23 protein-coding genes are annotated in these 21,083 nt (G+C 70.6%); 7 read left to right on the top strand and 16 right to left on the bottom strand.

Annotated features, from left to right (window positions below):
• Nucleotides 1–56 precede the first annotated feature (56 nt).
• Complete coding sequence (locus tag ASF43_RS11775) at nucleotides 57–1,577, top strand: DUF1800 domain-containing protein (protein WP_056180838.1); 1,521 nt, start codon at nucleotides 57–59, stop codon at nucleotides 1,575–1,577.
• 17 nt (nucleotides 1,578–1,594) lie between these two features.
• The gene (locus ASF43_RS11780; protein WP_056180840.1) at nucleotides 1,595–2,794 is read left to right on the top strand and encodes a DUF1501 domain-containing protein; all 1,200 of its coding nucleotides are present in this window, start codon (nucleotides 1,595–1,597) and stop codon (nucleotides 2,792–2,794) included.
• Here ASF43_RS11780 and ASF43_RS11785 read toward each other — a convergent pair whose 3' ends face one another.
• Genes ASF43_RS11785 through ASF43_RS11795 form a run of 3 tightly spaced genes read right to left on the bottom strand, consistent with a single transcriptional unit; the run spans nucleotide 2,795 to nucleotide 5,351 of the window.
• Complete coding sequence (locus ASF43_RS11785) at nucleotides 2,795–3,607, bottom strand: phosphatase PAP2 family protein (protein ID WP_056180842.1); 813 nt, start codon at nucleotides 3,605–3,607, stop codon at nucleotides 2,795–2,797.
• On the bottom strand, nucleotides 3,604–4,428 hold the full coding sequence (locus ASF43_RS11790; RefSeq protein WP_056180845.1) for a metallophosphoesterase: 825 nt from the start codon (nucleotides 4,426–4,428) through the stop codon (nucleotides 3,604–3,606). Before ASF43_RS11790 ends, ASF43_RS11785 begins: the two co-directional genes overlap by 4 nt.
• A complete protein-coding gene (locus ASF43_RS11795) occupies nucleotides 4,425–5,351 on the bottom strand; it encodes a diacylglycerol kinase family protein (protein ID WP_235578231.1) in 927 nt (308 codons plus the stop codon). Before ASF43_RS11795 ends, ASF43_RS11790 begins: the two co-directional genes overlap by 4 nt.
• A gap of 157 nt (nucleotides 5,352–5,508) precedes the next feature.
• Here ASF43_RS11795 and ASF43_RS11800 point away from each other — a divergent pair, with 157 nt between their 5' ends.
• Entirely contained in the window at nucleotides 5,509–6,375 is an 867-nt protein-coding gene (locus tag ASF43_RS11800) for a DMT family transporter (RefSeq protein ID WP_255358112.1), read from the top strand.
• On the opposite strand, the gene ASF43_RS11805 is transcribed toward ASF43_RS11800, so the two are convergent.
• The 5 genes from ASF43_RS11805 to ASF43_RS11825 form a co-directional block, all read right to left on the bottom strand.
• Nucleotides 6,372–6,902 (bottom strand): GFA family protein, encoded by a 531-nt coding sequence (locus ASF43_RS11805; RefSeq protein WP_056180850.1) that lies wholly within the window; start codon nucleotides 6,900–6,902, stop codon nucleotides 6,372–6,374. The two genes, ASF43_RS11800 and ASF43_RS11805, sit on opposite strands and share 4 nt — an antisense overlap.
• A gap of 104 nt (nucleotides 6,903–7,006) precedes the next feature.
• Nucleotides 7,007–7,372, bottom strand: a complete 366-nt coding sequence (gene erpA / locus ASF43_RS11810; RefSeq protein ID WP_056180853.1) for an iron-sulfur cluster insertion protein ErpA — start codon at nucleotides 7,370–7,372, stop codon at nucleotides 7,007–7,009.
• Nucleotides 7,373–7,544: 172 nt separating this feature from the next.
• Complete coding sequence (gene rpsI, locus ASF43_RS11815) at nucleotides 7,545–7,937, bottom strand: 30S ribosomal protein S9 (protein WP_056180856.1); 393 nt, start codon at nucleotides 7,935–7,937, stop codon at nucleotides 7,545–7,547.
• Nucleotides 7,938–7,948: 11 nt separating this feature from the next.
• Nucleotides 7,949–8,377: a 50S ribosomal protein L13 gene (rplM, locus tag ASF43_RS11820; protein WP_056180859.1), complete on the bottom strand. Its 429-nt coding sequence runs from the start codon at nucleotides 8,375–8,377 to the stop codon at nucleotides 7,949–7,951.
• A gap of 178 nt (nucleotides 8,378–8,555) precedes the next feature.
• Nucleotides 8,556–10,094 (bottom strand): serine/threonine-protein kinase, encoded by a 1,539-nt coding sequence (locus ASF43_RS11825; protein WP_082497801.1) that lies wholly within the window; start codon nucleotides 10,092–10,094, stop codon nucleotides 8,556–8,558.
• Nucleotides 10,095–10,176: 82 nt separating this feature from the next.
• On the opposite strand from ASF43_RS11825, the gene ASF43_RS11830 reads away from it, so the two are divergent.
• The 3 genes from ASF43_RS11830 (at nucleotide 10,177) to ASF43_RS11840 (ending at nucleotide 13,212) form a co-directional block, all read left to right on the top strand.
• The gene (locus ASF43_RS11830; protein ID WP_056180865.1) at nucleotides 10,177–11,079 is read left to right on the top strand and encodes a 23S rRNA (adenine(2030)-N(6))-methyltransferase RlmJ; all 903 of its coding nucleotides are present in this window, start codon (nucleotides 10,177–10,179) and stop codon (nucleotides 11,077–11,079) included.
• 127 nt (nucleotides 11,080–11,206) lie between these two features.
• Nucleotides 11,207–12,271: a porin gene (locus ASF43_RS11835; protein WP_056180868.1), complete on the top strand. Its 1,065-nt coding sequence runs from the start codon at nucleotides 11,207–11,209 to the stop codon at nucleotides 12,269–12,271.
• A gap of 41 nt (nucleotides 12,272–12,312) precedes the next feature.
• Entirely contained in the window at nucleotides 12,313–13,212 is a 900-nt protein-coding gene (locus tag ASF43_RS11840) for a DMT family transporter (RefSeq protein ID WP_056180870.1), read from the top strand.
• On the opposite strand, the gene ASF43_RS11845 is transcribed toward ASF43_RS11840, so the two are convergent.
• The 6 genes from ASF43_RS11845 to ASF43_RS11870 all read right to left on the bottom strand — a co-directional run bounded on the left by ASF43_RS11845 (nucleotide 13,182) and on the right by ASF43_RS11870 (nucleotide 18,861).
• Nucleotides 13,182–14,108 (bottom strand): LysR family transcriptional regulator, encoded by a 927-nt coding sequence (locus ASF43_RS11845; RefSeq protein WP_056180872.1) that lies wholly within the window; start codon nucleotides 14,106–14,108, stop codon nucleotides 13,182–13,184. The genes ASF43_RS11840 and ASF43_RS11845 overlap by 31 nt on opposite strands.
• A 192-nt stretch (nucleotides 14,109–14,300) precedes the next feature.
• Nucleotides 14,301–15,464, bottom strand: coding sequence for an acyl-CoA dehydrogenase family protein (locus ASF43_RS11850; protein WP_056180875.1), 1,164 nt, complete (start codon nucleotides 15,462–15,464; stop codon nucleotides 14,301–14,303).
• A 9-nt stretch (nucleotides 15,465–15,473) separates the two neighbouring features.
• On the bottom strand, nucleotides 15,474–15,863 hold the full coding sequence (locus ASF43_RS11855) for a cupin domain-containing protein (RefSeq protein ID WP_056180878.1): 390 nt from the start codon (nucleotides 15,861–15,863) through the stop codon (nucleotides 15,474–15,476).
• Nucleotides 15,860–17,056: a CaiB/BaiF CoA-transferase family protein gene (locus ASF43_RS11860; RefSeq protein ID WP_082497802.1), complete on the bottom strand. Its 1,197-nt coding sequence runs from the start codon at nucleotides 17,054–17,056 to the stop codon at nucleotides 15,860–15,862. Before ASF43_RS11860 ends, ASF43_RS11855 begins: the two co-directional genes overlap by 4 nt.
• A gap of 2 nt (nucleotides 17,057–17,058) precedes the next feature.
• Nucleotides 17,059–18,027 (bottom strand): tripartite tricarboxylate transporter substrate binding protein, encoded by a 969-nt coding sequence (locus tag ASF43_RS11865; protein ID WP_056180881.1) that lies wholly within the window; start codon nucleotides 18,025–18,027, stop codon nucleotides 17,059–17,061.
• Between the two features lie 129 nt (nucleotides 18,028–18,156).
• Entirely contained in the window at nucleotides 18,157–18,861 is a 705-nt protein-coding gene (locus ASF43_RS11870) for a histidine phosphatase family protein (RefSeq protein WP_082497803.1), read from the bottom strand.
• 73 nt (nucleotides 18,862–18,934) lie between these two features.
• Here ASF43_RS11870 and ASF43_RS11875 point away from each other — a divergent pair, with 73 nt between their 5' ends.
• Nucleotides 18,935–19,645 (top strand): alpha/beta fold hydrolase, encoded by a 711-nt coding sequence (locus tag ASF43_RS11875; protein ID WP_056180888.1) that lies wholly within the window; start codon nucleotides 18,935–18,937, stop codon nucleotides 19,643–19,645.
• On the opposite strand, the gene coaD is transcribed toward ASF43_RS11875, so the two are convergent.
• Nucleotides 19,642–20,142, bottom strand: coding sequence for a pantetheine-phosphate adenylyltransferase (gene coaD / locus ASF43_RS11880; protein ID WP_056180893.1), 501 nt, complete (start codon nucleotides 20,140–20,142; stop codon nucleotides 19,642–19,644). The genes ASF43_RS11875 and coaD overlap by 4 nt on opposite strands.
• Nucleotides 20,143–20,203: 61 nt before the next feature.
• Nucleotides 20,204–20,833: a 16S rRNA (guanine(966)-N(2))-methyltransferase RsmD gene (gene rsmD / locus ASF43_RS11885; RefSeq protein WP_082497804.1), complete on the bottom strand. Its 630-nt coding sequence runs from the start codon at nucleotides 20,831–20,833 to the stop codon at nucleotides 20,204–20,206.
• Nucleotides 20,834–21,083: the final 250 nt, after the last annotated feature.

Raw genomic sequence — 21,083 nt, forward strand, 5'->3', positions numbered from 1 at the left:
CGAACCGCCGCCAGCCACCCGGGTCTCAGGGCACATGAAATCCGCAGGAAACACTCTTGCTTGACGCCGCACTGGCGCACACCGTCGCCTCGCCAGCGCGCCGCCGGCTGCTCGCCGCCACAGCCTGGGGCTGCCTGGGCGGCAGTCTGCTGCCGGGGTGCGCCACGGTGGTCGCAGCCCCCGCCGCCGATGAAGACCTGGCCTGGTTGAACCGCATCAGCTGGGGTGCCGACAGCGCAGCCTGGGCCGCGTTGCAGCGCCAGGGCCGCCGTGACTATCTGGCCGGCCAGTTGCACCCCACCGCCACCGCTGCCCTGCCGGCCCCGGTGCAGGCGCGCATCGACGCCCTGCCGCTGCTGCGCCAGTCCATGGACGGCTGGGTGACCGAGCTGGCGCAGCGCAGCCGCGACGCGCAGGCCGTGCCCGACCTGCAGGCCAGGCGGGCCGCGGTGCAGGCCTACCAGCGCGATCTCAACGCGCTGGCCCAGGACGCCGCAACGCGCACGCTGCTGCGGGCCGTGCATTCGCCGCAGCAGCTGCAGGAGCAGATGACCTGGTTCTGGTTCAACCACTTCAACGTGCACCAGGGCAAGGCCAACCTGCGCGCCATGGTCGGCGACTACGAAGAGCGGCTGCGTCCGCTGGCGCTGGGGCGTTTCGCCGACCTGCTGGTGGCCAGCGCCACGCACGCGGCCATGCTGCGCTACCTGGACAACGTGCAGAACGCCGGCAAGCGGCGCAACGAGAACTACGCGCGCGAGCTCATGGAGCTGCACACGCTGGGCGCTGCCGGCGGCTACACGCAAAACGACGTGCAGGAACTGGCGCGCGTGCTGACCGGCCTGGGCGTGCGCTTCGGCGATGCATCGGCGCCGGAACTGGACGCCGCGCTGCAGCCCTTGTACTGGCGCGAGGGCCCGGTCGAATTCAACCCGGCCCGCCACGACATGGGCCCCAAGCGGCTGCTGGGCGCGAACGTGGCCGCCCGGCGCGGCTGGGACGAGATCCTCGCCACGCTGGGCCGGCTCGCGCGCCACCCCTCGACCGCGCGGCACGTGGGCATGCGACTGGCCCTGTACCTGGCTGACGACCAGCCCGCACCCGCCCTGGTGGGCCGCATGGCCACCGCCTTCACGGCCAGCGACGGCAGCATCGCCCACACGCTGCAGGCCATGTTCGACGCGCCCGAATTCCCGGCCACGCTGGGCCGCAAGTTCAAGGACCCGGTGCACTACCTGGTGTCGGCCGTGCGCCTGCTGTGCGATGGGCAGGAGGCGCCGCCGACGCCGCCGCTCGTGGCCGCGCTGACGCACATGGGCCAGGGCCTGTACAACCGCTCGACGCCGGACGGCTACCCGCTGGATGCGGCCGCCTGGTCGGGCTCGGGGCAGATGGGCACGCGCTTCGAGGTCGCCCAGGCCCTCGTCGCCCGCATCGGCAGCGGCACGCCCACGCCGGCGCAGGCTGCGTTCGAGGCCGGCGTCGATGCGCGCACGCGCAGCGCGCTGGACGCCGCCGGCTCGCGGCAGGAGCGCCAGCTGCTGCTGCTCTGCGCGCCACCATTCCAGTACCGCTGAACCGATCGGAGCCCGCCATGCACCGCCGCACCCTGCTGCACGCCCTGGCCGCCACGCCCCTGGCCATGGCCAGCGCCCACCTGGCCGCTGCCAGCCACGGCACGCCGCGCGTGCTGCTCGTGTTCCTGCGCGGCGCCTACGACGCCGCCAACCTGCTGGTGCCGGCCACGTCCACGCTGTACCACGAGAAGCGGCCGACCATCGCGATCGAGCCACCCGGCAGCGGGCCGGACGCCGCCGTGGCGCTGGACGCCGACTGGGGCCTGCATCCGGCCGTCGCGCGTTCCATGCGGCCGCTGTTCGAGCGCCGGCAACTGGCCTTCGTGCCGTTCGCCGGCACCGACGATGCGTCGCGCAGCCATTTCACGACGCAGAACAGCATCGAGCTCGGCCAGCCGCTGCAGGGCACGCGCGACCTGGGCTCCGGCTTCCTGAACCGCCTGGCCCAGGTGCTGGGCATGCGCGACGCCATCGCGTTCAGCGAGCGCCTGCCGCTGTGCTTGCGCGGCAACGTGGCCGTGCCCAACCTGGGCCTGGCCCGGCTGGCGCCGCCCGCGCTGGACGCGCGGCAGTCGCAGCTGGTGCGCGACATGTATGCCGGCACGCCGCTGGCCACGCCGGTGCAGGAGGGCTTTGCGGTGCGCGAGGCGGCCGAGCGCGACATCGAGGGCCTCGGCGCCATCGGCGAGATGGTGGAGGCCAACCAGAACGCCATCACGGCCAAAGGGTTCGAGGGCGAGGCGCGGCGCATCGCCCGGCTCATGCGCGAGCGCTACCACCTGGGCTTCGTCGACGTGGGCGGCTGGGACACGCACGCGAACCAGGGCGGACGCCACGGCTACCTGGCCAGCCGCCTGGACCAGCTGGGCCAGGGGCTGGCCGGCTTCGCCGACGAGATGGGCCCGGCCTGGGCCGACACCACCGTGGTCGTGCTCAGCGAATTCGGCCGCACCTTTGCCGAGAACGGCAACCGCGGCACGGACCACGGCCATGGCAGCGTCTACTGGGTGCTGGGCGGCGGCGTGCGCGGCGGGCGCATCGCGGGCGAGCAGGTGGCGCTGACCGCCGCCAACCTGCACCAGAACCGCGACTACCCGGTGCTCAACGAATACCGTGCCTTGCTCGGCGGCCTGTTCGCGCGGCTGTACGGGCTGGACGCAGGCCAGCTCGGCCGCGTGTTCCCGGGCGCTACAACCGCAGACCTGGGCCTGGCCTGATCAGGCGCGGCGCCGGTAGCGCCGCAGCATCTCGATGCTGATCACGCAGACGGACAGCCAGGCCAGGCCGGAGGCGAAACCGGCCATCACATCGCTGGCCCAGTGCACCTGCAGCAGAACGCGGCTCACGCCCATGCCGAAGGCCAGCGCCGCCGCCGCCAGCACGGCCGGCAGATGCCAGCGCGGCGGCAACAGGCGCAGGCCCAGGTAGGCCAGCATGCCGTAGACGACGACCGAGCCCGAGGTGTGGCCGCTCGGGAAGCTGAAGCCGTCGGCCACCGCGAAGCCATGGTCGTGCACCGGCCGCACGCGCGCGAACACCTGCTTGAGCGCCTGGTTCAGCACGCCGTTGCCGGCGCAGGCCGCGGCCCAGCCCAGCGCCAGCCAGCGCCGCCCCTGCAAGGCCAGCAGCAGGGCCACGACGAGCACCAGCGCCGTCAGGGTGATCGGGTCGCCCAGGTGCGTCACGACGCTCACCACGCGCAGCACGGCCGGCGACAGCGTCTGCGACAGCACCTCGGCCAGCCGGCTGTCGAACAGGCCCAGCTCTTCTTCGGCGTCCAGCGCTTCCATCATCTCGGTGAACAGCGCCGCCGCGCCCAGCACGACGCCGAAACCGATGGCCAGGCGCAGGCCCAGGAACAGCGCGGGCGGCAGGCTGCTGTCCTGCGGCCGCACCGTCCAGCGGCGCAGGCCGACGAAGCCCAGCGCAGTGCAGGCCAGCACCACGAGCAGCGCGCCGCCGAAGGCCGCCAGCGCATGCTGGCCGATGGTCTGTGCCCAGGCCTGGGCGGCGATGGCGTCCTGGTTCATGCGGCTTCCCGTGTTTCGAGGTCCAGATCGTGCTGCGCGGCCTGCTCGAAGCAGCCATGCACGTCCACGTAGTCCCAGCGCTCCACGACGGCGTGGCGCCGGCCGGCGCCATCCACGCTGCGGCGCAGTACGTTGACCGAGTTGCCGGCCTCGGCGCGCGTGCGCGAGGAGATCGCCGTGCCTGCCTGCACGCACCAGGCGCGGCGCGCCAGGTCGGCATGCAGGCCGTGCAGCGCCAGCACGTAGGGCAGATGGATGTGGCCGCCGGCCACCAGGTCGGCACCAGCGGCCGACCAGCGGCGCACCGCCGCCTCGTGCCCGCGCAGCAGGTCGGTCGCGTCGCGATCGCGCGCCACTGCGACCGGCTGGTGCACGACGACCACGCGCACCTGCGCCGGCGAGGCGCCGTGCAGAGCCTGCGCCACGCGCTCGATCTGCGCTGCCGAGACTTGGCCGTGCTTGTGCCGCCAGCGTCGCGTGGTCTTCACGCCGATGACCAGCCAGTCGGGCGAGCGGTGCACCGGCTCCAGCTCGGCGCCAAACGCGCGCTGGTGCCGTGCGTAAGGCGAGAACAGACGCGCGAACGGGTTGAAGAGCGGCACATCATGGTTGCCTGGAATGGCCAACACGGCAGCGGGCCGCAGCCGGTCGGCGAAGGCGCGGGCGGCGGCGAACTGCGTGGGTGTCGCCCGCTGGGTGATGTCGCCGGACAAGACGACGAGCTCGGGCGCCAGGCCATGCACCAGCTGCACCAGCGCCTCGGCCACCGGCACGCGCTCGGTGCCGAAATGCGGGTCGGAGATCTGCACCAGGACGCTCACTGGCGCTCCACCCGGTCCTCGGGCGCGGGCGCCAGCAGCCAGAGCCGTTGGGGCGCCACGCCGAAGGACAGCGGCGCGCGCAGCCACTGGATCTCGCCATCGGTGGCCACCTTCACGCGCGCCGAACGGCGTGGCGCGGCCGGCCGCACGACGAGCTGGTCGAATCCGAAGCGCAGCACGTCCTCGGCCTCGCCCAGCTTGCCGAACGCGCCGCGCAGCATCAGGCGCAGCATGGACAGCGTGCCCACCGGCTTGAGCATCAGCGCGACGAGCTGGTCCTGTGCCAGCAGGGCCGCCTCGGCCACGCCGATCTGCTCCAGCTGCAGCGCGTTGTTGGCCACGAACAGCGTGGACGTGCGCACGTCGCGCGCCACACCCTGGCACTGCACATGCAGGCGCAGCGGGCGGTGCGCATGGAACAGGGTGACCAGCGCCGACCACACGGCCACCGGGCGGCTGCGGCCGTAGCGCTGCTTGTAGGCCTCGCGGTCCTCGAGCAGCTGGGGGTACAGGCCCACGCTGGCGTTGACGATGAACACGCGGTCGTTGACCGTGCCGACCTGGACCGGCTCGACCTGCGCGCGCAGCAGCGCCCGCGTGGCGCGCTCGGTGTCGGCCGGAATGCCATGCGTGCGGCTGAAATAGTTGAAGGTGCCCTGCGGCAGCACGCCGAACGGCAGGCCCGCGGTCAGCACCGCCTGGGCCACGGCGCTGATGGTGCCGTCGCCACCGGCCGCCACCACGGCACCGCCGCGCCCGCGCGCCATCTGCACGGCGCGCGCCGCCACGTCGGCCACCGATGCACCGCGCTCGATCAGCAGCAGCTCGTGCTCGCGGCCTGCCTCATCCAGCACGGCGCTGATGGTCGCGCGCGTCTGCTCGGCATCGTCGCGGCCGGAGCCGGCGTTGAGCACGATGAACAAGGGACTGCCCGGGCCAAAGGCGGGCGTTGTGGCAGGGAAGGTGGGGGTCACGGCCGGGCAGCTTAGCAGTGGCTCGAAGGCCGCCACGTCGGACAGCACCGGTGTTTACCAGCGCACCGACAATGCGGGCCCCCACCCGAGCGCGCAGGAGACCGCCATTTCGTCCACCAACAACCGCCGCGGCATCCTCGCCATGCTGGGCGCCGTCAGCTTCTTCGCCTGGATGGACGCGGTGATGAAGCTGCTGGCCGCGCACTACCCCGCCGTGCAGGTGGCCGCGCTGCGCGGGCTGGCCGGCCTGCCGCTGGTCTGCCTGTATGTGTGGTGGCGCGGCGAGGCGGGCCGCGTGCTGCAAGTGCGCTGGCCGCTGCACCTGCTGCGCGGCGGGCTCGGTGTGGCCATGCTGACGCTGTTCGCGCATGGGCTGCAGACCCTGCCGATGGCCGCGGCCTACACGCTGTTCTTCATCGCGCCCATCCTGATCACGCTGCTGTCGGTGCCCGTGCTGCACGAACGGGTGCGGCCCGCGCACTGGCTGGCCATCGGCGTCGGCATGGCAGGCGTGCTGGTCGCACTGCGGCCGGACGGCGACGCGCTGATGAGCTGGGGCGCGCTCTCGGTGCTGGCCGCGGCCGGTTGCTATGCCGTCTCGGCGATCGCTGGTCGGCTGCTCACGCGCACCGACTCCAGCGCCAGCCTGGTGTTTTGGATGACGGTGCTGGTCGCCACGGGCGCCACGGCACTGGCCGCCGACGGCTGGGTGCCCTTGCGTGCTGAGCACGGCTGGACCATCGTGGCGTTGGCCGTGACCGGCTTCATCGGCCAGCTGTGCATCACGGAAGCCTTCCGCCATGGCCAGGCCGCCGTGGTGGCGCCCTTCGAGTACGCGGCCCTGGCCTGGGCGGTGGCACTGGACTGGCTGCTGTGGCGCGCCCTGCCCGATGGCGCGACGCTGGCCGGGGCGGCCATCATCGTGGCCAGCGGCCTGTACCTGGTGCGGCTGGAGCGGCGCGCGCCGGCCTAGCGTTTGGCGCTCTTGCGTGCGGCCTTGGCCGCTGGCTTGGGCGACGTCTTGGGTGCGTGCCGCTCGTGCCATTCGGCCAGCGAGAAATCCGGGTAGGCATCGAAGCGCGTGTCGCCGCGCTTGCCTTCGACCGCCACCCACCCGGCCTTGGAGCCCAGCATGATGTGCGCGCTGTGCGGCGGCACCGGCAGCGGCGTGTCGATCGCGCTGGCGTGCGGGTGGATCAGCTCGGGCCATTGCGGATCGAACAGCCACAGCGCGCTGCCGCAGCGCCCGCAGAAATGGCGACGGCCGCTGCTGGTGTGCGGTGGCTTGCCCTCCTCGTGCAGCTGGGCCTGGTAGACGCGCAGATGGCGCTTGCCCGTCACCCGCATCGTGCTGGCATCGGCGCCCAGGTTGATCGCGTAGCCGCCACCGCCCGCGGTCTTGCGGCAGATGGAGCAGTAGCAGCGCATGAAGGGAATGGGCTGGTGCGCGGTGACCGAGAACTTCACGCTGCCGCAATGGCAGGAACCTTCGAGATGCATGGCGGGCCTTTGGTGCAATCCCTTGCGGGCACAAAAAAAGCGCCTGGCGGCGCTTGCGTCTGGGTCGCTGCGACAGGCCCCTGGCGAGGCCGGCGCTGGCCGGGTCAGGCCGAGAAGCTCGATCCGCAGCCGCAGGTGCTGGTCGCATTCGGGTTCTTGATCACGAACTGGGCGCCCTGCAGGTCTTCCTTGTAGTCGATCTCGGCGCCGACCAGGTACTGGTAGCTCATGGCATCGATGAGCAGCGACACGCCGTTCTTGGTCATGGTCGTGTCGTCCTCGTTCGTGATCTCGTCGAACGTGAAACCGTAGGAGAAGCCCGAGCAGCCGCCGCCCTGCACGAAGACGCGCAGCTTCAGGTCGGGGTTGCCTTCCTCTGCGATCAGGTCGGCCACCTTGGCGGCCGCGCTGTCCGTGAACAGGATGGGGGCGGGCATTTCGGTGGGGACGGTTTCGGCAAGGGCGCTCATGGGGTGGACTCCGTGGATGTGGGGGCGATGCTACTGCAATCGGGTGTGCAGCGACGCGGCGCTGCGATGAACCGGCCATGCAAGTGCGGTCTTTGCGCGCGATGTCAAGGCCACACAAAAAAACCGCCACGAGGGCGGTTCGGGATCGCTGTGCCGGCGAACCGGCAGGGAATCAGCGCTTGGAGAACTGCTTGCGGCGGCGTGCAGAGTGCAGACCGACCTTCTTGCGTTCCACTTCGCGGGCGTCGCGGGTCACGAAGCCGGCCTTGCTCAGCTCGGGCTTCAGAGCCGCGTCGTAGTCCAGCAGGGCGCGCGTGATGCCGTGGCGGGTGGCGCCGGCCTGGCCGGACTCACCGCCGCCGTGCACGTTGACCTGGATGTCGAAGGTCTCGACATGGTTGGTCAGAACGAGCGGTTGCTTGGCAATCATGATCGAGGTTTCGCGGCCAAAGAAATCCTGGATGTCCTTGCCGTTGACCGTGATCTTGCCGGTGCCCTTCTTGAGGAAGACACGAGCGACGCTGGATTTGCGACGGCCAGTGCCGTTGTTCCATTCACCAATCATTGTGTGGTTCCTCAGATTTCCAGGGCTTTGGGCTGCTGGGCGGTGTGCGGATGCTCAGCACCACCGTAGACCTTCAGCTTCTTGATCATCGCGTAGCCCAGCGGGCCCTTGGGCAGCATGCCCTTGACGGCCTTTTCCAATGCGCGGCCCGGATGGCGGGACTGCATGTCGCGGAAACTGGTGGCCGTGATGCCGCCGGGGAAACCGGAGTGGCGGTAGTAGATCTTGTCGAGGGACTTGGCACCCGTCACACGCAGCTTGCCTGCGTTGATGATGACGATGAAGTCGCCGGTGTCGACGTGAGGCGTGTAAATGGCCTTGTGTTTGCCGCGCAAACGGAGAGCAACTTCGCTGGCTACTCGTCCGAGGACCTTGTCGGTCGCGTCAATCACAAACCACTCGTGCACGACCTCAGCGGGTTTTGCGCTGAAGGTAGTCATGGAGTTTCTCTTTGAGAACAATGGTTTGGGCAACCCTTTTCCACGTTCGGTGTTTCTCTGAAGGAAACCTCTTAGGTGGTTCCAGTGCTTTCAGGTGGTCACCTGTCGGCACTTTTCGCCGCGGGGTCAGCCATTCGCTGCGAAACCGCGCATTATAGGCAAAACCGTGGCGGCTGTGTCAGGTTCCGTCCTGGCGCCCGCTGTCGCGCAGGCGGCGCGCGTTCTCCACGCAGACCGGCGCACGGGCATAGCGCGGCTTCTGGCACTCGCGATGCAGGCACATCGGCCGGGTCAGGAAGTTGCTGTCGGGGCAGATGTCCTCGGCACGCAGCGCGCGCGCGGGCGGCCTCGGCGCGGGCCGGGTTGCCTCGGTGGCGCCGGGCGCACGGGTGGTCTGGGTCTGGACCGGAGCCGAGCCCGACACGGGTGCAGATGCCGGCTGCGCCGCGGCCTGTACAGGGGTCGCAGCCGGCGGCGCCGGCTCGGGCGCCGATGCGGGCGACAGCACGATCGCCCCGGCCAGCACGCAGCCCAGCAGGCCGATCGCCAGGCCCCAGAAGGCCGGCCCGCGGCGCGCCGGGGCGGTGGCCACGGCGGCCGGCTGGATGCGCACCGTGGCCTGCTCGGCATGCAGCGCACGCGCGGCCGCCAGGGTCACGGGGTCGAGCCGCAGCGTGGCCTGCTCGTCGGCATGCAGGGGCTGGCTGGCCGGCACGGGCGCTTCGTGCGCCGGCTGCCAGACGCTGCCCAGCTCCATGCGCCAGTCGAACCGGTCCATCGCCGGCGGCGGCGCCAGTTGCAGCAGGTCGGCGAACGCGGCGACGCTCTGCGGCCGCTCGGCCGGCTGGACCGCCAGGGCCTGCGTCAGCCCCTGCACGAAGGCAGCCGAATAGCCCTGGCCGCTTTGCGCCTGCAACGAGGCAACCACCTCGGCCAGCGGCGGCAGGCGGTCGCGCAACACGCGGAAGGTCGCCGGCACCGGCAGCGCACTGCTCAGGCAGCCGTGCACCACGGCCGCCAGCGCGTACAGGTCGCTCCAGGGGCCCTGGCGCAGATCCTCGGCCTCGGCGTATTGCTCGATGGGCGCGTAGTTCACCTTCAGGATCGCCGTGTGCCGCTGCGTCTGTTCGCCGATCGCTCGGCGCGCGGCGCCCAGGTCCAGCAGCACGGGTGGGCCCACGTCCTGCAGGAAGATGTTGTCGGGCGACAGGTCGCGGTGGACCATGTCGTGCAGGTGCAGCACCTCGAGCGCCTCCAGCAGCGACCACAGCAGCTTGCGCAGCCAGGCCTCGGGCGGCGGGTGGCGCATCTGCGCGCGCGCCTGCTTGAGCGTCATGCCCTGGTAGAACGGCATCACGATGTAGGCGGTGTCGTTCTGCTCCCAGACGCGGAACACCTTGACCAGCGAGGGGTGGTCGAACTGCGCGAGCAGCCGCGCCTCGGCCAGGAACGAGCGCAGGCCGGACGCAAAAAGCGCTTGGTCGACCGACGCCCGCACCGCCACGGCCGTGCCCACGCGGCCGGCCAACACCGAGGGCATGTACTCCTTGATCGCGACCATGCGGTGCAGCGAATGGTCGTAGGCCCGGTAGACCACGCCGAAGCCACCCACGCCCAGCAGGGCCTGCAGCTCGAACTCGGCCAGGCGCGTGCCGACCGGCAGTGCATCGCGGTGATGCAGCACGGGGTCAGCCGGCAGGGCAGGGATCGCAGCCATCTCGGGAACGCAAAAGGACCAGTGTAGAGGCCGGCCCGCGTGCCCACCGGGCCGCGGCAGACCGGCCGTTTACCATCGCCCCATGTTCAGTTACCGCCACGCCTTCCATGCAGGCAACCACGCCGACGTGCTCAAGCACCTGGTGCTGGTCGCCATCCTGCGACACCTCGTCGACAAGGAGACCGCCCTGGCGTTGGTGGATTCCCATGCCGGTGCCGGCCTGTACCGGCTCGACGGCGACTATGCCGCCACCAGCGGCGAGGCGGCCGACGGCGTGCTGCGCCTGCTCACCGCGGGCCGGCAGGGCCAGGCCGCGCTGGCGCCGGCGCTGCAGGACTACCTGGAGCTCATCGCCAGCTTCAACCAGCCCGGCAGCCACAAGGTCTACCCGGGCTCGCCCTTCGTGATGCAGCGGCTCATGCGCCCGCAGGACCGGCTCAAGCTGTTCGAGATGCATCCGACCGACACCAAGACGCTGCAGGCGAATATCGCCCAGCTGGACGCCGGCCGCGAGATCGCCGTGTTCCGCGAAGACGGCTTCGAAGGCGTGCGCCGCTTCCTGCCGCCGCCCTCGCGCCGCGCACTTTTGTTGTGCGACCCGAGCTACGAGGTCAAGAGCGACTACGGCCGCGTGGTGGACATGCTGACCATGTGCCTGCAGCGCTTCGCCACCGGCACCTACGTCGTCTGGTACCCGGTCATCGCGCGCAACGAAGCCCACATCCTGCCGCGCAAGCTCAAGACCATCGCGCAGCGCGCCGGCAAGCCCTGGCTGCACGCCACGCTGACCGTCAAGGCCGCCAAGCTGCCGACCGGCCCGTCCGCGGCCGACCAGCGCCGGCCCGGCCTGCCGGCCAGCGGCATGTTCGTCGTGAACCCGCCGCACACGCTGCACGGCGCGCTCGCACCCGCCCTGCCCCAGCTGGTGCAGATGCTGGGCCAGGACAAGCACGCCACCTTCGCACTCGAACGCTCGCCCGCCTGAGGGCGCACGGCACGGCCCGCACGGGCAGGCCGCGCGCCATGCTGCGGTGCACAAAAGCTGGTCCGGTTCTTGCAAAACTGGCAGCGGTACGTCCCAGGTACCGTTTCCAGACTCTCAAAGAACCGCCATGAAATTTCACTTGTCCCTCCTCGCCACGGCAGCCGCCGCGGTGTTCGCCACCAACTGCGCCCACGCCCAATCCAGCGTGACCATCTCCGGCCTGCTCGATGCCTACGTGGGCTCCATGCGCGCGGCCGGCTCGGGCGACCGGGTCGAACAACTGGGCAGTGGCGGCCTGACCACGTCCTGGTTCGGTTTCCGCGGCGTGGAAGACCTGGGCGGCGGCCTGTCCGCCACCTTCGCGCTGACCTCGTTCATGCGCGTGAACACCGGCTCGCCTGGCCGCTTCGATGGCGACCCGTTCTTCTCGCGCGATGCCAACGTCGGCCTGGCCGGCCGCTTCGGCTCGGTGCGCCTGGGCCGCGGCACGGCGCCCAACTTCCTGCCGACCATCCTGACCAATCCCTTCGGCGACTCGTTCACCTTCTCGCCGCTGGTGCTGCACGCCAACGTCAACACGCCGGCCTGGGCCTACCGCACCACGCCGTCGGACACGGGCTGGAGCAACCAGGTGGTCTACTCCACGCCGAGCTTCGGCGGCCTCACGGCCACGCTGCAATACCAGTTCGGCGCGCGGAGCAGCACGACCGACTTCAACAACAAGAAGAACATCGGCCTGAGCCTGCTGTATGCGAACGGCCCCTGGTCGGCCGTGGCGTTCTACGAACGCGACCAGGTCTCCAACCCGGTCAACCCCAGCCCGCTGACGACCACGGTGGACGGTGTGGTGCTGCCCGAAACCAAGAAGGACTGGATGGTCGGCGGCACCTACAACGCCGGCTTCGCCAAGCTGTTCCTGACCTACGGCGGTGCCAAGGCCAAGGTGCTGGACTACGACGCCAACACGGCGTCCATCGGCGCGTCCGTGCCCGTCGGTGCCGGCCTGATCCTGGCGGCCGTGGCGCGCACCAAGGTCGAGGGCGCCTACGACGGCACGCGCACCACGGGCAGCCTGGGCTACGACTACTTCCTGTCCAAGCGCACCGACCTGTACGCGGTCTACATGCACGACCGCATCACCGACGTGAGCCGCGGCAACAGCTACGGCCTGGGCATCCGCCACCGCTTCTGACCACGCAAGCGGCACGGGCCGCGCCGCTACCATCGCGGCCCATGTCATCCACCTCGCGCCGGCAGCTGGCGCTCGCCCTGGTCCTGATCACGCCCGCGTTCTGGGGCGTGAACTACCTGGTGGCCCGCAGCGCGCCGGCCGTGATCGAGCCGCACCTGCTGGCGCTGCTGCGCTGGTTCGCCGCCGGGCTGCTGTTCGCGGCGCCGGCGTGGCGCGAACTGGTGCAGCACCGCACGCACATCGCCCGCGAATGGCGCCGCTTCCTGGTGCTCGGCGCGCTCGGCATGTGGATCTGCGGAGCCTGGGTCTACATCGGCGGCAGGACCACGGCGGCCGTCAACATCGCCCTCATCTACGCGCTGTCGCCGGTGCTGATCGCGCTCGTCTCGGCGCTGTGGCTCAAGGAGCGCTTCGACCGTGTGCAGGCGCTGGGCGTGGCGTTGGCGCTGGCCGGCGTGGTGCACGTGATCCTGAAAGGCCAGTGGGCCTCGCTGGCCGGTGTGACCCTCGTCATCGGCGACGCCTGGATCTTCGCGGCCACGGTGTCGTGGACGCTGTACTCCGTGCTGCTCAAACGCTGGCAGAGCCCGCTGTCGCCCATGGCGCGGCTGGCCGCCATCAGCGCGGCCGGCGTGCTGGTGCTGCTGCCGTTCACGGCCTGGGAGATCGCACATGCCACGCAGCCGGCGCTGACCTGGCCCGGCTTCGGGCTGGCCATGGCCGCGGCCGTCATCCCCGGCTTCGCGGCCTACCTGGCCTACGCGGTGATGCAGCGCGAACTCGGCGCGGCGCGCGTGGCCGTGGTGCTCTACCTCGGCCCGCTGTACGCGGCCGGCCTGGCCTGGCTGGTGCTCGGCGAGCCGCTGTACGCGTTCCATGCCGCCGGCATGGTGCTGGTGCTGGCCGGCATCTACCTCGTCAACCGCGCGGGCACACGCTGAGTGCGCTGCGGCCTGGCCAGCAGTTCGCGCGCGACCTCGACGAACGAGGCCAGCACGGCCAGGCCCGCGTCCTCCTTGCGCCAGGCCAGCGCGCCCACCGTCAGCGGCACCATGCCGCGCACCGGCACCAGGCGCGCGCCCCGCATGCCGGCGCGCGCCAGCGAGGCCGGCACCAGCGCCACGCCCAGGCCGGCCGAGACCATGGCGATCACCGTCAGCCACTGCCGCGCCGCATGGCGCGTGCGCGGGTGGATGCCGGCGCGGTTGAACACGGCGATCACGTTGTCGTAGTTGGCCGGCGCCACGTCGCGCGCGAACATCACGAAGTTCTCGTCTGCCAGGCGCTTGAGATCGATGCTCTTCTCGGCCGCCAGCGGGTGGCTGTCCGGCAGGCAGCACACCAGCGTGTCATCGGCCAGCGCCACGCTGGCCAGTGCCGCGGGGAACGCCTTGGCGTTCAGGAAGCCCGCGTGCAGCTGGCCGTGGCGCAGCGCCTCGAGCTGCTCGGCCGATGACATCTCGCGCAGGTTCACCTCGATGTCGGGCCGGCGCGCGCTGAAGGTCTCGACGATGGCCGGCACCTCGCGGTAGACCATGGAGCCCGTCATGCCCAGCTCCAGCCGGCCGCGCATGCCGGCCGCCACGGCCTGCGCCGCATCGCGCGCCGTGGCCAGCCGCTCCAGCGCCAGCCGCGCATGGCCCAGGTAGGCCGCGCCGGCCGGCGTCAGCGCCACATGCTTGCTGTTGCGCTCGAGCAGGCGCACGCCCAGTTCGTCCTCGAGCGCCTTGATCGCCGAGCTCAGCGGCGGCTGCGTGATGGCCAGGCGCTGCGCGGCGCGGCCGAAGTGCAGCTCCTCGGCCAGCACGACGAAGTAGCGCAGCAGATGGATTTTCATGAAGGCAGTATGGCGCCGACGACCGGGCCGCTGCATGGGGCAGACGGCGCACGCACCCGCACGCGCCAAGGCCTGCGCCGCGTAATCTGGCGGCGCAGGGCACACCTGTCTACCGTGCCAAGGAGAACCCCATGACCTGGATTTGCGCCACCGTGCTGGCCCTGTCGCTCGCGGCGCGCCTGCGCGCCCGCTTCAGTAAGACTTCGGCAGCCCGAGCACCTTCTCGGCGATGAAGCACAGGATGAGCTGCGGGCTCACCGGCGCCAGCCGCGGGATCCACGCCTCGCGCAGGTAGCGCTCGACGTGGTATTCCTTCGCATAGCCCATGCCGCCGTGCGTGAGGATGGCGTTCTCGCAGGCGCCGTAGCAGGCCTCGGCGCCCAGGTATTTGGCGGCGTTGGCCTCGGCGCCGCAGGGCTGGTGCGCGTCGTACAGGCTGGCGGCTTTCAGCACCATCAGCCAGGCCGCTTCCAGCTCCATCCATGACTTGGCCAGCGGGTGCTGGATGCCCTGGTTCTGGCCGATCGGCCGGTCGAACACCACGCGCTCCTTCGCGTACTGCGCGCCGCGCGCCAGCGCCGCACGGCCCAGGCCGATGGCCTCGGCCGCGATCAGGATGCGCTCGGGGTTCAGCCCGTGCAGGATGTAGCTGAAGCCCTTGCCCTCCTCGCCGATGCGGTCTGCCACCGGGATGCGCAGGCCGTCGATGAACACCTGGTTGGAGTCCACGGCCTTGCGGCCCATCTTCTCGATCTCGCGCACCTCCACGGTGCTGCGGTCCAGGTCGGTGTAGAAGAGGCTCAGGCCCTCGGTGCCGCGCGCCTCCTCCACGGGCGTGGTGCGCGCCAGCAGCAGCATCTTGTTGGCCACCTGGGCCGTGGAGATCCAGACCTTCTGGCCGCTCACGGCATAGTGGTCGCCCTCGCGCACGGCGCGCGTCTTCAAGCGCAGCGTGTTGAGGCCGGTGTTGGGCTCGGTCACGCCGAAGCAGGCCTTGTCGCGGCCCGCGATCAGCGGCGGCAGCCAGCGCGCCTTCTGCTCGTCGCTGCCGAACACCACGACCGGGTGCAGGCCGAAGATGTTCATGTGCACGGCCGAGGCGCCCGAGAGCCCGGCCCCGGTGGCCGCGATGGTCTGCATCATCAGCGCGGCCTCGGTGATGCCCAGGCCGGCGCCGCCATAGGCTTCGGGCATGGCGATGCCGAGCCAGCCGGATTGCGCCATGGCCTGGTGGAAGTCGTCCGGGAAGCCGCCCTCGCGGTCGCGGCGCAGCCAGTAGTCGGCGTCGAAGGGTGCGCACACGCGCTGCACGGCGTCGACGATCTGCTGTTGCTGTTCGTTCAGGTTGAAGTCCATGGCGGTTCCTCAGGTCCGGCGCACTTTGGCCGGGTCTTCGCCGTAGGGCGGGCTGTAGATGACGAGCAGGCGCGCGGGCTGCTCGCTCGTGACGGTGAACACGTGCAGGGCATCGGCCGGGAACAGGCAGCAGTCGCCGGGCTGCATGTCGAACACCTCGCCATCGACCTCGGCGCGGGCCGTGCCTTCGAGCAGGTAGCAGACCTGCTCCATGCCCGGATGCGCGTGCGGCAGCGCGCCGCCGCCGCGGCCGATGGTGCCCAGCACCACCTCCAGATGCCGCGCGCCGTTGGCCGGGCCGATCAGGCGCTGGTTGCTGGTGTGGTCGTGGTTGGCCGGGTGGTAGGCGGGCACCTCGGCGCCGCGCACGAACAAGGGGGAGCGTGTGGGTGTCGTCATGGGGTCTCCAGCAGTTGGGCGATCTCGGCGTCGCCGTAGCCGATCTCGCGCAGCACCTCGGCGGAATGCTCGCCCAGGCGCGGCGCGGGCGTGGCGTCAAGCGCCGGCGGCGTGCCGCTCCAGCGCGTGGGCACGCCGGGGCTGCGCAAGCGGCCTTCGCTCGGGTGGTCCACCGTGCGGATGAAGCCGGTGGCCGCGTGGTGCGGATCGTCCAGCAGGTCCTGCGGCGCGTTCATGGGCATGTTGGGCACGTCGGCCGCGTCCAGCAGTTGCTGCCACTCGGCCGTGGTGCGCTCGGCCATGAGCCGGCCGACCTCGGCGTAGACGGCGTCGATGTTCGCCGCGCGCGCGCCGTGCGTAGCAAAGCGTGCGTCCTGCGCCAATCGGTCCGGCTCGCCGATGGCGGCGAAGAAGCTGCGCCAGTGCTTGTCGTTGTAGATCAGCACGCACAGATGGCCGTCGCGCGTGCGGTAGGGCCGGCGGTGCGCGGTGAGCAGCCGCGCGTAGCCGGCGTCGCCCTGCGGCGGTTCGAAGGCCAGGCCGGCCAGGTGGTCGCCGAAGACGAACTGCGTCATGGCCTCGAACATGGGCACGACGATGGCCTGGCCCTCTCCCGTCTTCTCGCGCACATAGAGCGCGGCCGTCACGGCGTAGACCGCGTGCAGGCCGGTCACGCGGTCGGCCAGCGTCACGGGCGCGTAGCACGGGGCCTCGGCGCCGTACTGCTGCATGAGCCAGGGGATGCCCGTGGCGCCCTGGATCAGGTCGTCGTAGGCCGGCCGCGCGGCGTAGGGGCCGTCCTGGTCGAAGCCGCAGCAGCTCACGTGGATCAGCCGCGGGTGGCGCGCGCGCACGGCCTCGGCGTCCAGCCCCAGCCGGGCCAGCGCCTGCGGGCGCACGTTGCTGATCAGCACGTCGCTCTGCGCGGCCAGGCGCAGCACGGCCTCGCGCGCGGCGGGCTGCTTCAGGTCCAGCACCAGGCTGCGCTTGCCCTGGTTGGCCTGCAGGAAGATGTGGCCCATGCCGGGGTTCACCATGGGGCCCACGTGGCGCATGTTGTCGCCCTCTGGGCTTTCGACCTTGACCACCTCGGCGCCCAGCGAGGCCAGGATCTGCGTGGCGAACGGGCCCATGATGACGGTCGTCAGGTCCAGCACCTTGACGCCCGCGAGCGGTCCTTGCGATGCGGGCATGGCTACTCCGGCCGCACGCCGGCCTGGCGGATCAGGCTGCCCCAGTGCGCGAGCTGGTCGCGCACGTACTGGGCGAACTCCTCGGGCGTCTTCGACGGCCAGACCTCGAATCCCAGCGCGCCCAGCTTGTCCTGCGTGTCCTTCTCGGCCAGCACGATCTGCAGCTCGGCGTTGAGGCGGTCCACGATGTCCTTGGGCACGCCGGCCGGGCCGAAGATGCCGTTCCACGAGGTCAGATCGAAGCCCTTCACGGTGGCGCCCACGGGCATCACGCCGGGCAGGATCTTCGACTCGCGCGCGGTGGTGACGGCCAGCGTGCGCACCTTGTCGGTCTTCATCATCGCCATGCCCGAACCGAGGTCGGCCACGTAAACCTGCACCTGGCCGCCCACCAGGTCGGTCATGGCCTGCGGGCTGCTCTTGTAGGGGATCTGCGCGATGTCCACGCCGGCGATGCGCTTGATGGTCTCCATCGCCACCAGCGAGGTGCTGTTGGGCGTGGCGTACGACAGCTTGCCGGGGTTCGCCTTGGCATGGTCGATGAGTTCCTGCAGCGTCCTCGCCGGCACGCTGGGGTGCACGGCCAGTGCGAACGGCAGCTCGCCCACGCGCGCCACGGGCGTGAAGTCCTTCACCGGGTCGTAGCGCAGCTCCTTGTACAGCGCAGGGTTGGCCGAATGCGAGGTATTGGTCGTCATGAACAGCGTGTAGCCATCCGGTTTGGCCTTGGCCACGAACTGCGCGGCCACCTGCGCATTGGCGCCGGGCTTGTTGTCGATGACCACCGGCTGCTTGAGCCGTTCACCCAGCTTCTGGGCCACCGTGCGGGCCACGGCGTCGGTGCCGCTGCCGGCCGCGAAGGGCACGACCAGCGTGACGGGTTGGGTGGGATAGGTCTGGGTCTGTGCCTGGGCCGGGGCCAGCACGGCCGCGAGGGCCAGCGCCAGCAAGGGGCGACGTGAAATCCGCATGGGCTTGTCTCCTGTGGGATGAGGGCGAAACGCGCCCGCATCTTGCGCAAGGCAAGCATTCGTGTCCAATTGGCCTTTCGGCTGGCACGATTGGTTTTGCGAATGGTTGCGCGGCGGCCGCCGCGCCGCTCAGCGCCCGTCGATCAGCACTGGCCGGCGGATCTCGGCCAGCCGCGCCTGGTCGTAGACCGGCTGCGGCGGCATGCCGTCCAGGTGGGCGATGTCGGCCCAGCCCACGATGTCGAGCCGGTGCACGTCGGCATCCACCACCACCTGCACCTGGTTCACGCCGCCGTTGGGAATGTGGCTTTGCCGCGGGCCGTCCAGCGGCAGCGCATGCGAGGCGCGCCAGACCATGTCGAGCACTCCACCGTGCGTGACCACCACCAGCGTCTGCCCGGCATGCGACTCGACCAACTCGCGCAGGCCCTGCAGCACGCGCGACTGGAAGCCGCGCGTGCTCTCGCCGCCCTTGAACGCGTAGTCGGCCTGGAAGTTGATCCACTGGTTCCACGCCGCGGGGTGGCGCTGCTTGATCTCATCCACGCTCAAGCCGTCCACCTCGCCGAAGCTCTGCTCGCGCAGCAGGGCCATCTCCAGCGGGTCCGGCGCGCCGCGGCGGGCCAGCAGCTCGGCCAGCGGCTCGGCCGTCTGCCGCGCGCGCGACAGGTCGCTGCTGATCACGCGGTCCACCTGCCCCAGCGCCAGCCGGCGGCCCACGCGCTGGGCCTGCTCGTGGCCGGTGGCGTTCAGTGGGATGTCGACCTGCCCCTGGAAGCGCAGTTGGCGGTTCCAGTCGGTTTCACCATGGCGGACGAGGATCAATCGGGTCATGCCTGAATTATCCTGACGACCCATGTCACAGGGCTTTGAATTGCAACAGTCTCACCCTGCATATCGAGAATAAATGAGCAAATTGATCCTGATCCCTGGCCTGGCCTGCGACGCGGGCATGTGGCGCGACCAGTTGCCGGGCCTCACCCCCGACTGGCACGCCGAGGTGACCGACGTCGCCACGCGCTGCCCCAGCATCGAGGCCATGGCGGCGGCCTTGTTGGCCGAGCATGCCGGCGCGCTGGTGCTGTGCGGCGCGTCCATGGGCGGCATGGTGGCCATGGAGGCGGCGCACCAGGCGCCCGACCGCATCCGCGGCCTGGCGTTGCTGGGCACCTCGGCCCGGCCCGAGACGCCGGACATGCAGGCCCTGCGCGAGCAGGCCATCGCGCTGTTCGAACAGGGCCGCGCCGAAGAAGTGCTGCGCGCCAACGTGGCGTTCGCATTCGACCGCCAGCACCCCGACCTCAAGGCCCTGGCCGCGCGCTACTTCGCGCTGATCCTGCGGGCCGGCACCGACCAGCTCGTGCGGCAGAACCGCGCCGTGATCGCCAGGCCCGATGCGCGCCAGCACCTGCGCCAGGTGCGCTGCCCCACGCTGGTCGTGACCGGCCTGGCCGACAGCCTGACGCCGCCCGACTGCGCGCGCGAGATCGCCGGACTGGTGCCCGGCGCCGAGCTGCACCTGGTGCCGCGCTGCGGCCACATGCTGACGATGGAGCAGCCCGACGCGGTCAACGCGCTGCTGCAGGGCTGGCTGGCGCGGTTGCCCGCCGCCACTTAGCCGTTCTTGAGGCTGCGCACCTTCTCGACCAGGCAGCTGAACACATAGGGCGAGACGAACTTGTCGACCTCGCCGCCCAACGTGGCGATCTCGCGCACGAAGGTGCTGGAGATGAACTGGTACTTGTCGCCCGGCGTCAGGAACACGGTCTCGACCTCGGGCATCAGCGAGCGGTTCATGCCGGCGAGCTGGAACTCGTAGTCGAAGTCGGTCACCGCACGCAGGCCGCGCACCATGGCCTTGGCGCCGCGCGCGACCACGAAGTCGCGCACCAGGCCCGAGAAGCTCTCGACCGTCACATGCGGATAGGGCCGCACCGAGTCGCGCACCATGTCCAGCCGCTCGTCCAGCGAGAACAGTGCCTTCTTGTGGTGGCCCGCCGCGACCGCGACGATCACCGAGTCGAACAGCTGCGCCGCACGGCGCACCACGTCTTCATGGCCCAGGGTCATGGGGTCGAACGTGCCGGGGTAGACGGCGATCACCTTGGGTTTCATGTGCTTCCTGCTGTGAGGGCTTGTCTCGTATAGGGCGCTGGGCCCCGCGGCTGGCGCGCGATTATGCAGCGCGCTCCAGCAGGTGGGCATGCACGGCGCCGGCCTTCAGATGGCGCGCCAGCACTAGTCCCTGCGCGGCCAGCCGCTCGGTGGTCCACAGCTCGGGCGCCTCCAGATAGATGCGGCCCGTGGGCGCCAGCACGCGCAGCGCGGCGGCCAGCGCCTTGTCGTAGATGGGGGCTTCGAAAGGCGGGTCCAGGAACACCAAGTCCACCGAATCCGGCGCCAGCCGGCCCGCCAGCGCGATGCCATCGCCACGCGCGATCTGCACCATGGTGGCGGCCAGCCGCGTCTGCACCTTGGCCAGCTGCGCGAGCAGGCCCGCGTCGGACTCGAACATGCGCACATCGACCGCGCCGCGTGACGCGGCCTCGAAGCCCAGCGCGCCGCTGCCGGCGAACATGTCCACGCAGCGCCAGCCCGTCAGGTCCTGGCCCAGCCAGTTGAACAGCGTCTCGCGGACGCGGTCGGGCGTGGGGCGCAGGCCGGCGACGTCTGCCACGGGCACGCGCGTGCGCTTCCATTGGCCGCCGATGATGCGGATCTCGCCAGGCAGGCGGTTGCCGTGCCGTGGGGCGGGCGCGGGCTTGGACTTCGGCTTCGGCTTGGTGGTTTGGGGCTTGGTGGGCATGGGGGGAGCTTACGACAGGGGCGGGCGGCACTTGGGGCGCGCGGGACCGTGCGCGCGCTTGCGGCGCGGAATCTGAGGCGACCGCAGTTCGTTGTAATCAGCGCATTGGCTTGTTCGTTGAATGTCCGAAACAGTAGGGCGGTTTCAAACTTGAAGTGCAACGCCGGCAATGAGATCCGCAGTGAGTTGCGAGGACACTTCATGCGGGGAGTGGAAGTTGAGGATTTTGCGCGGACGGTGGTTGAGCATG

The sequence above is a fragment of the Pseudorhodoferax sp. Leaf267 genome (genome assembly GCF_001422405.1).
Classification (GTDB): domain Bacteria; phylum Pseudomonadota; class Gammaproteobacteria; order Burkholderiales; family Burkholderiaceae_C; genus Pseudorhodoferax.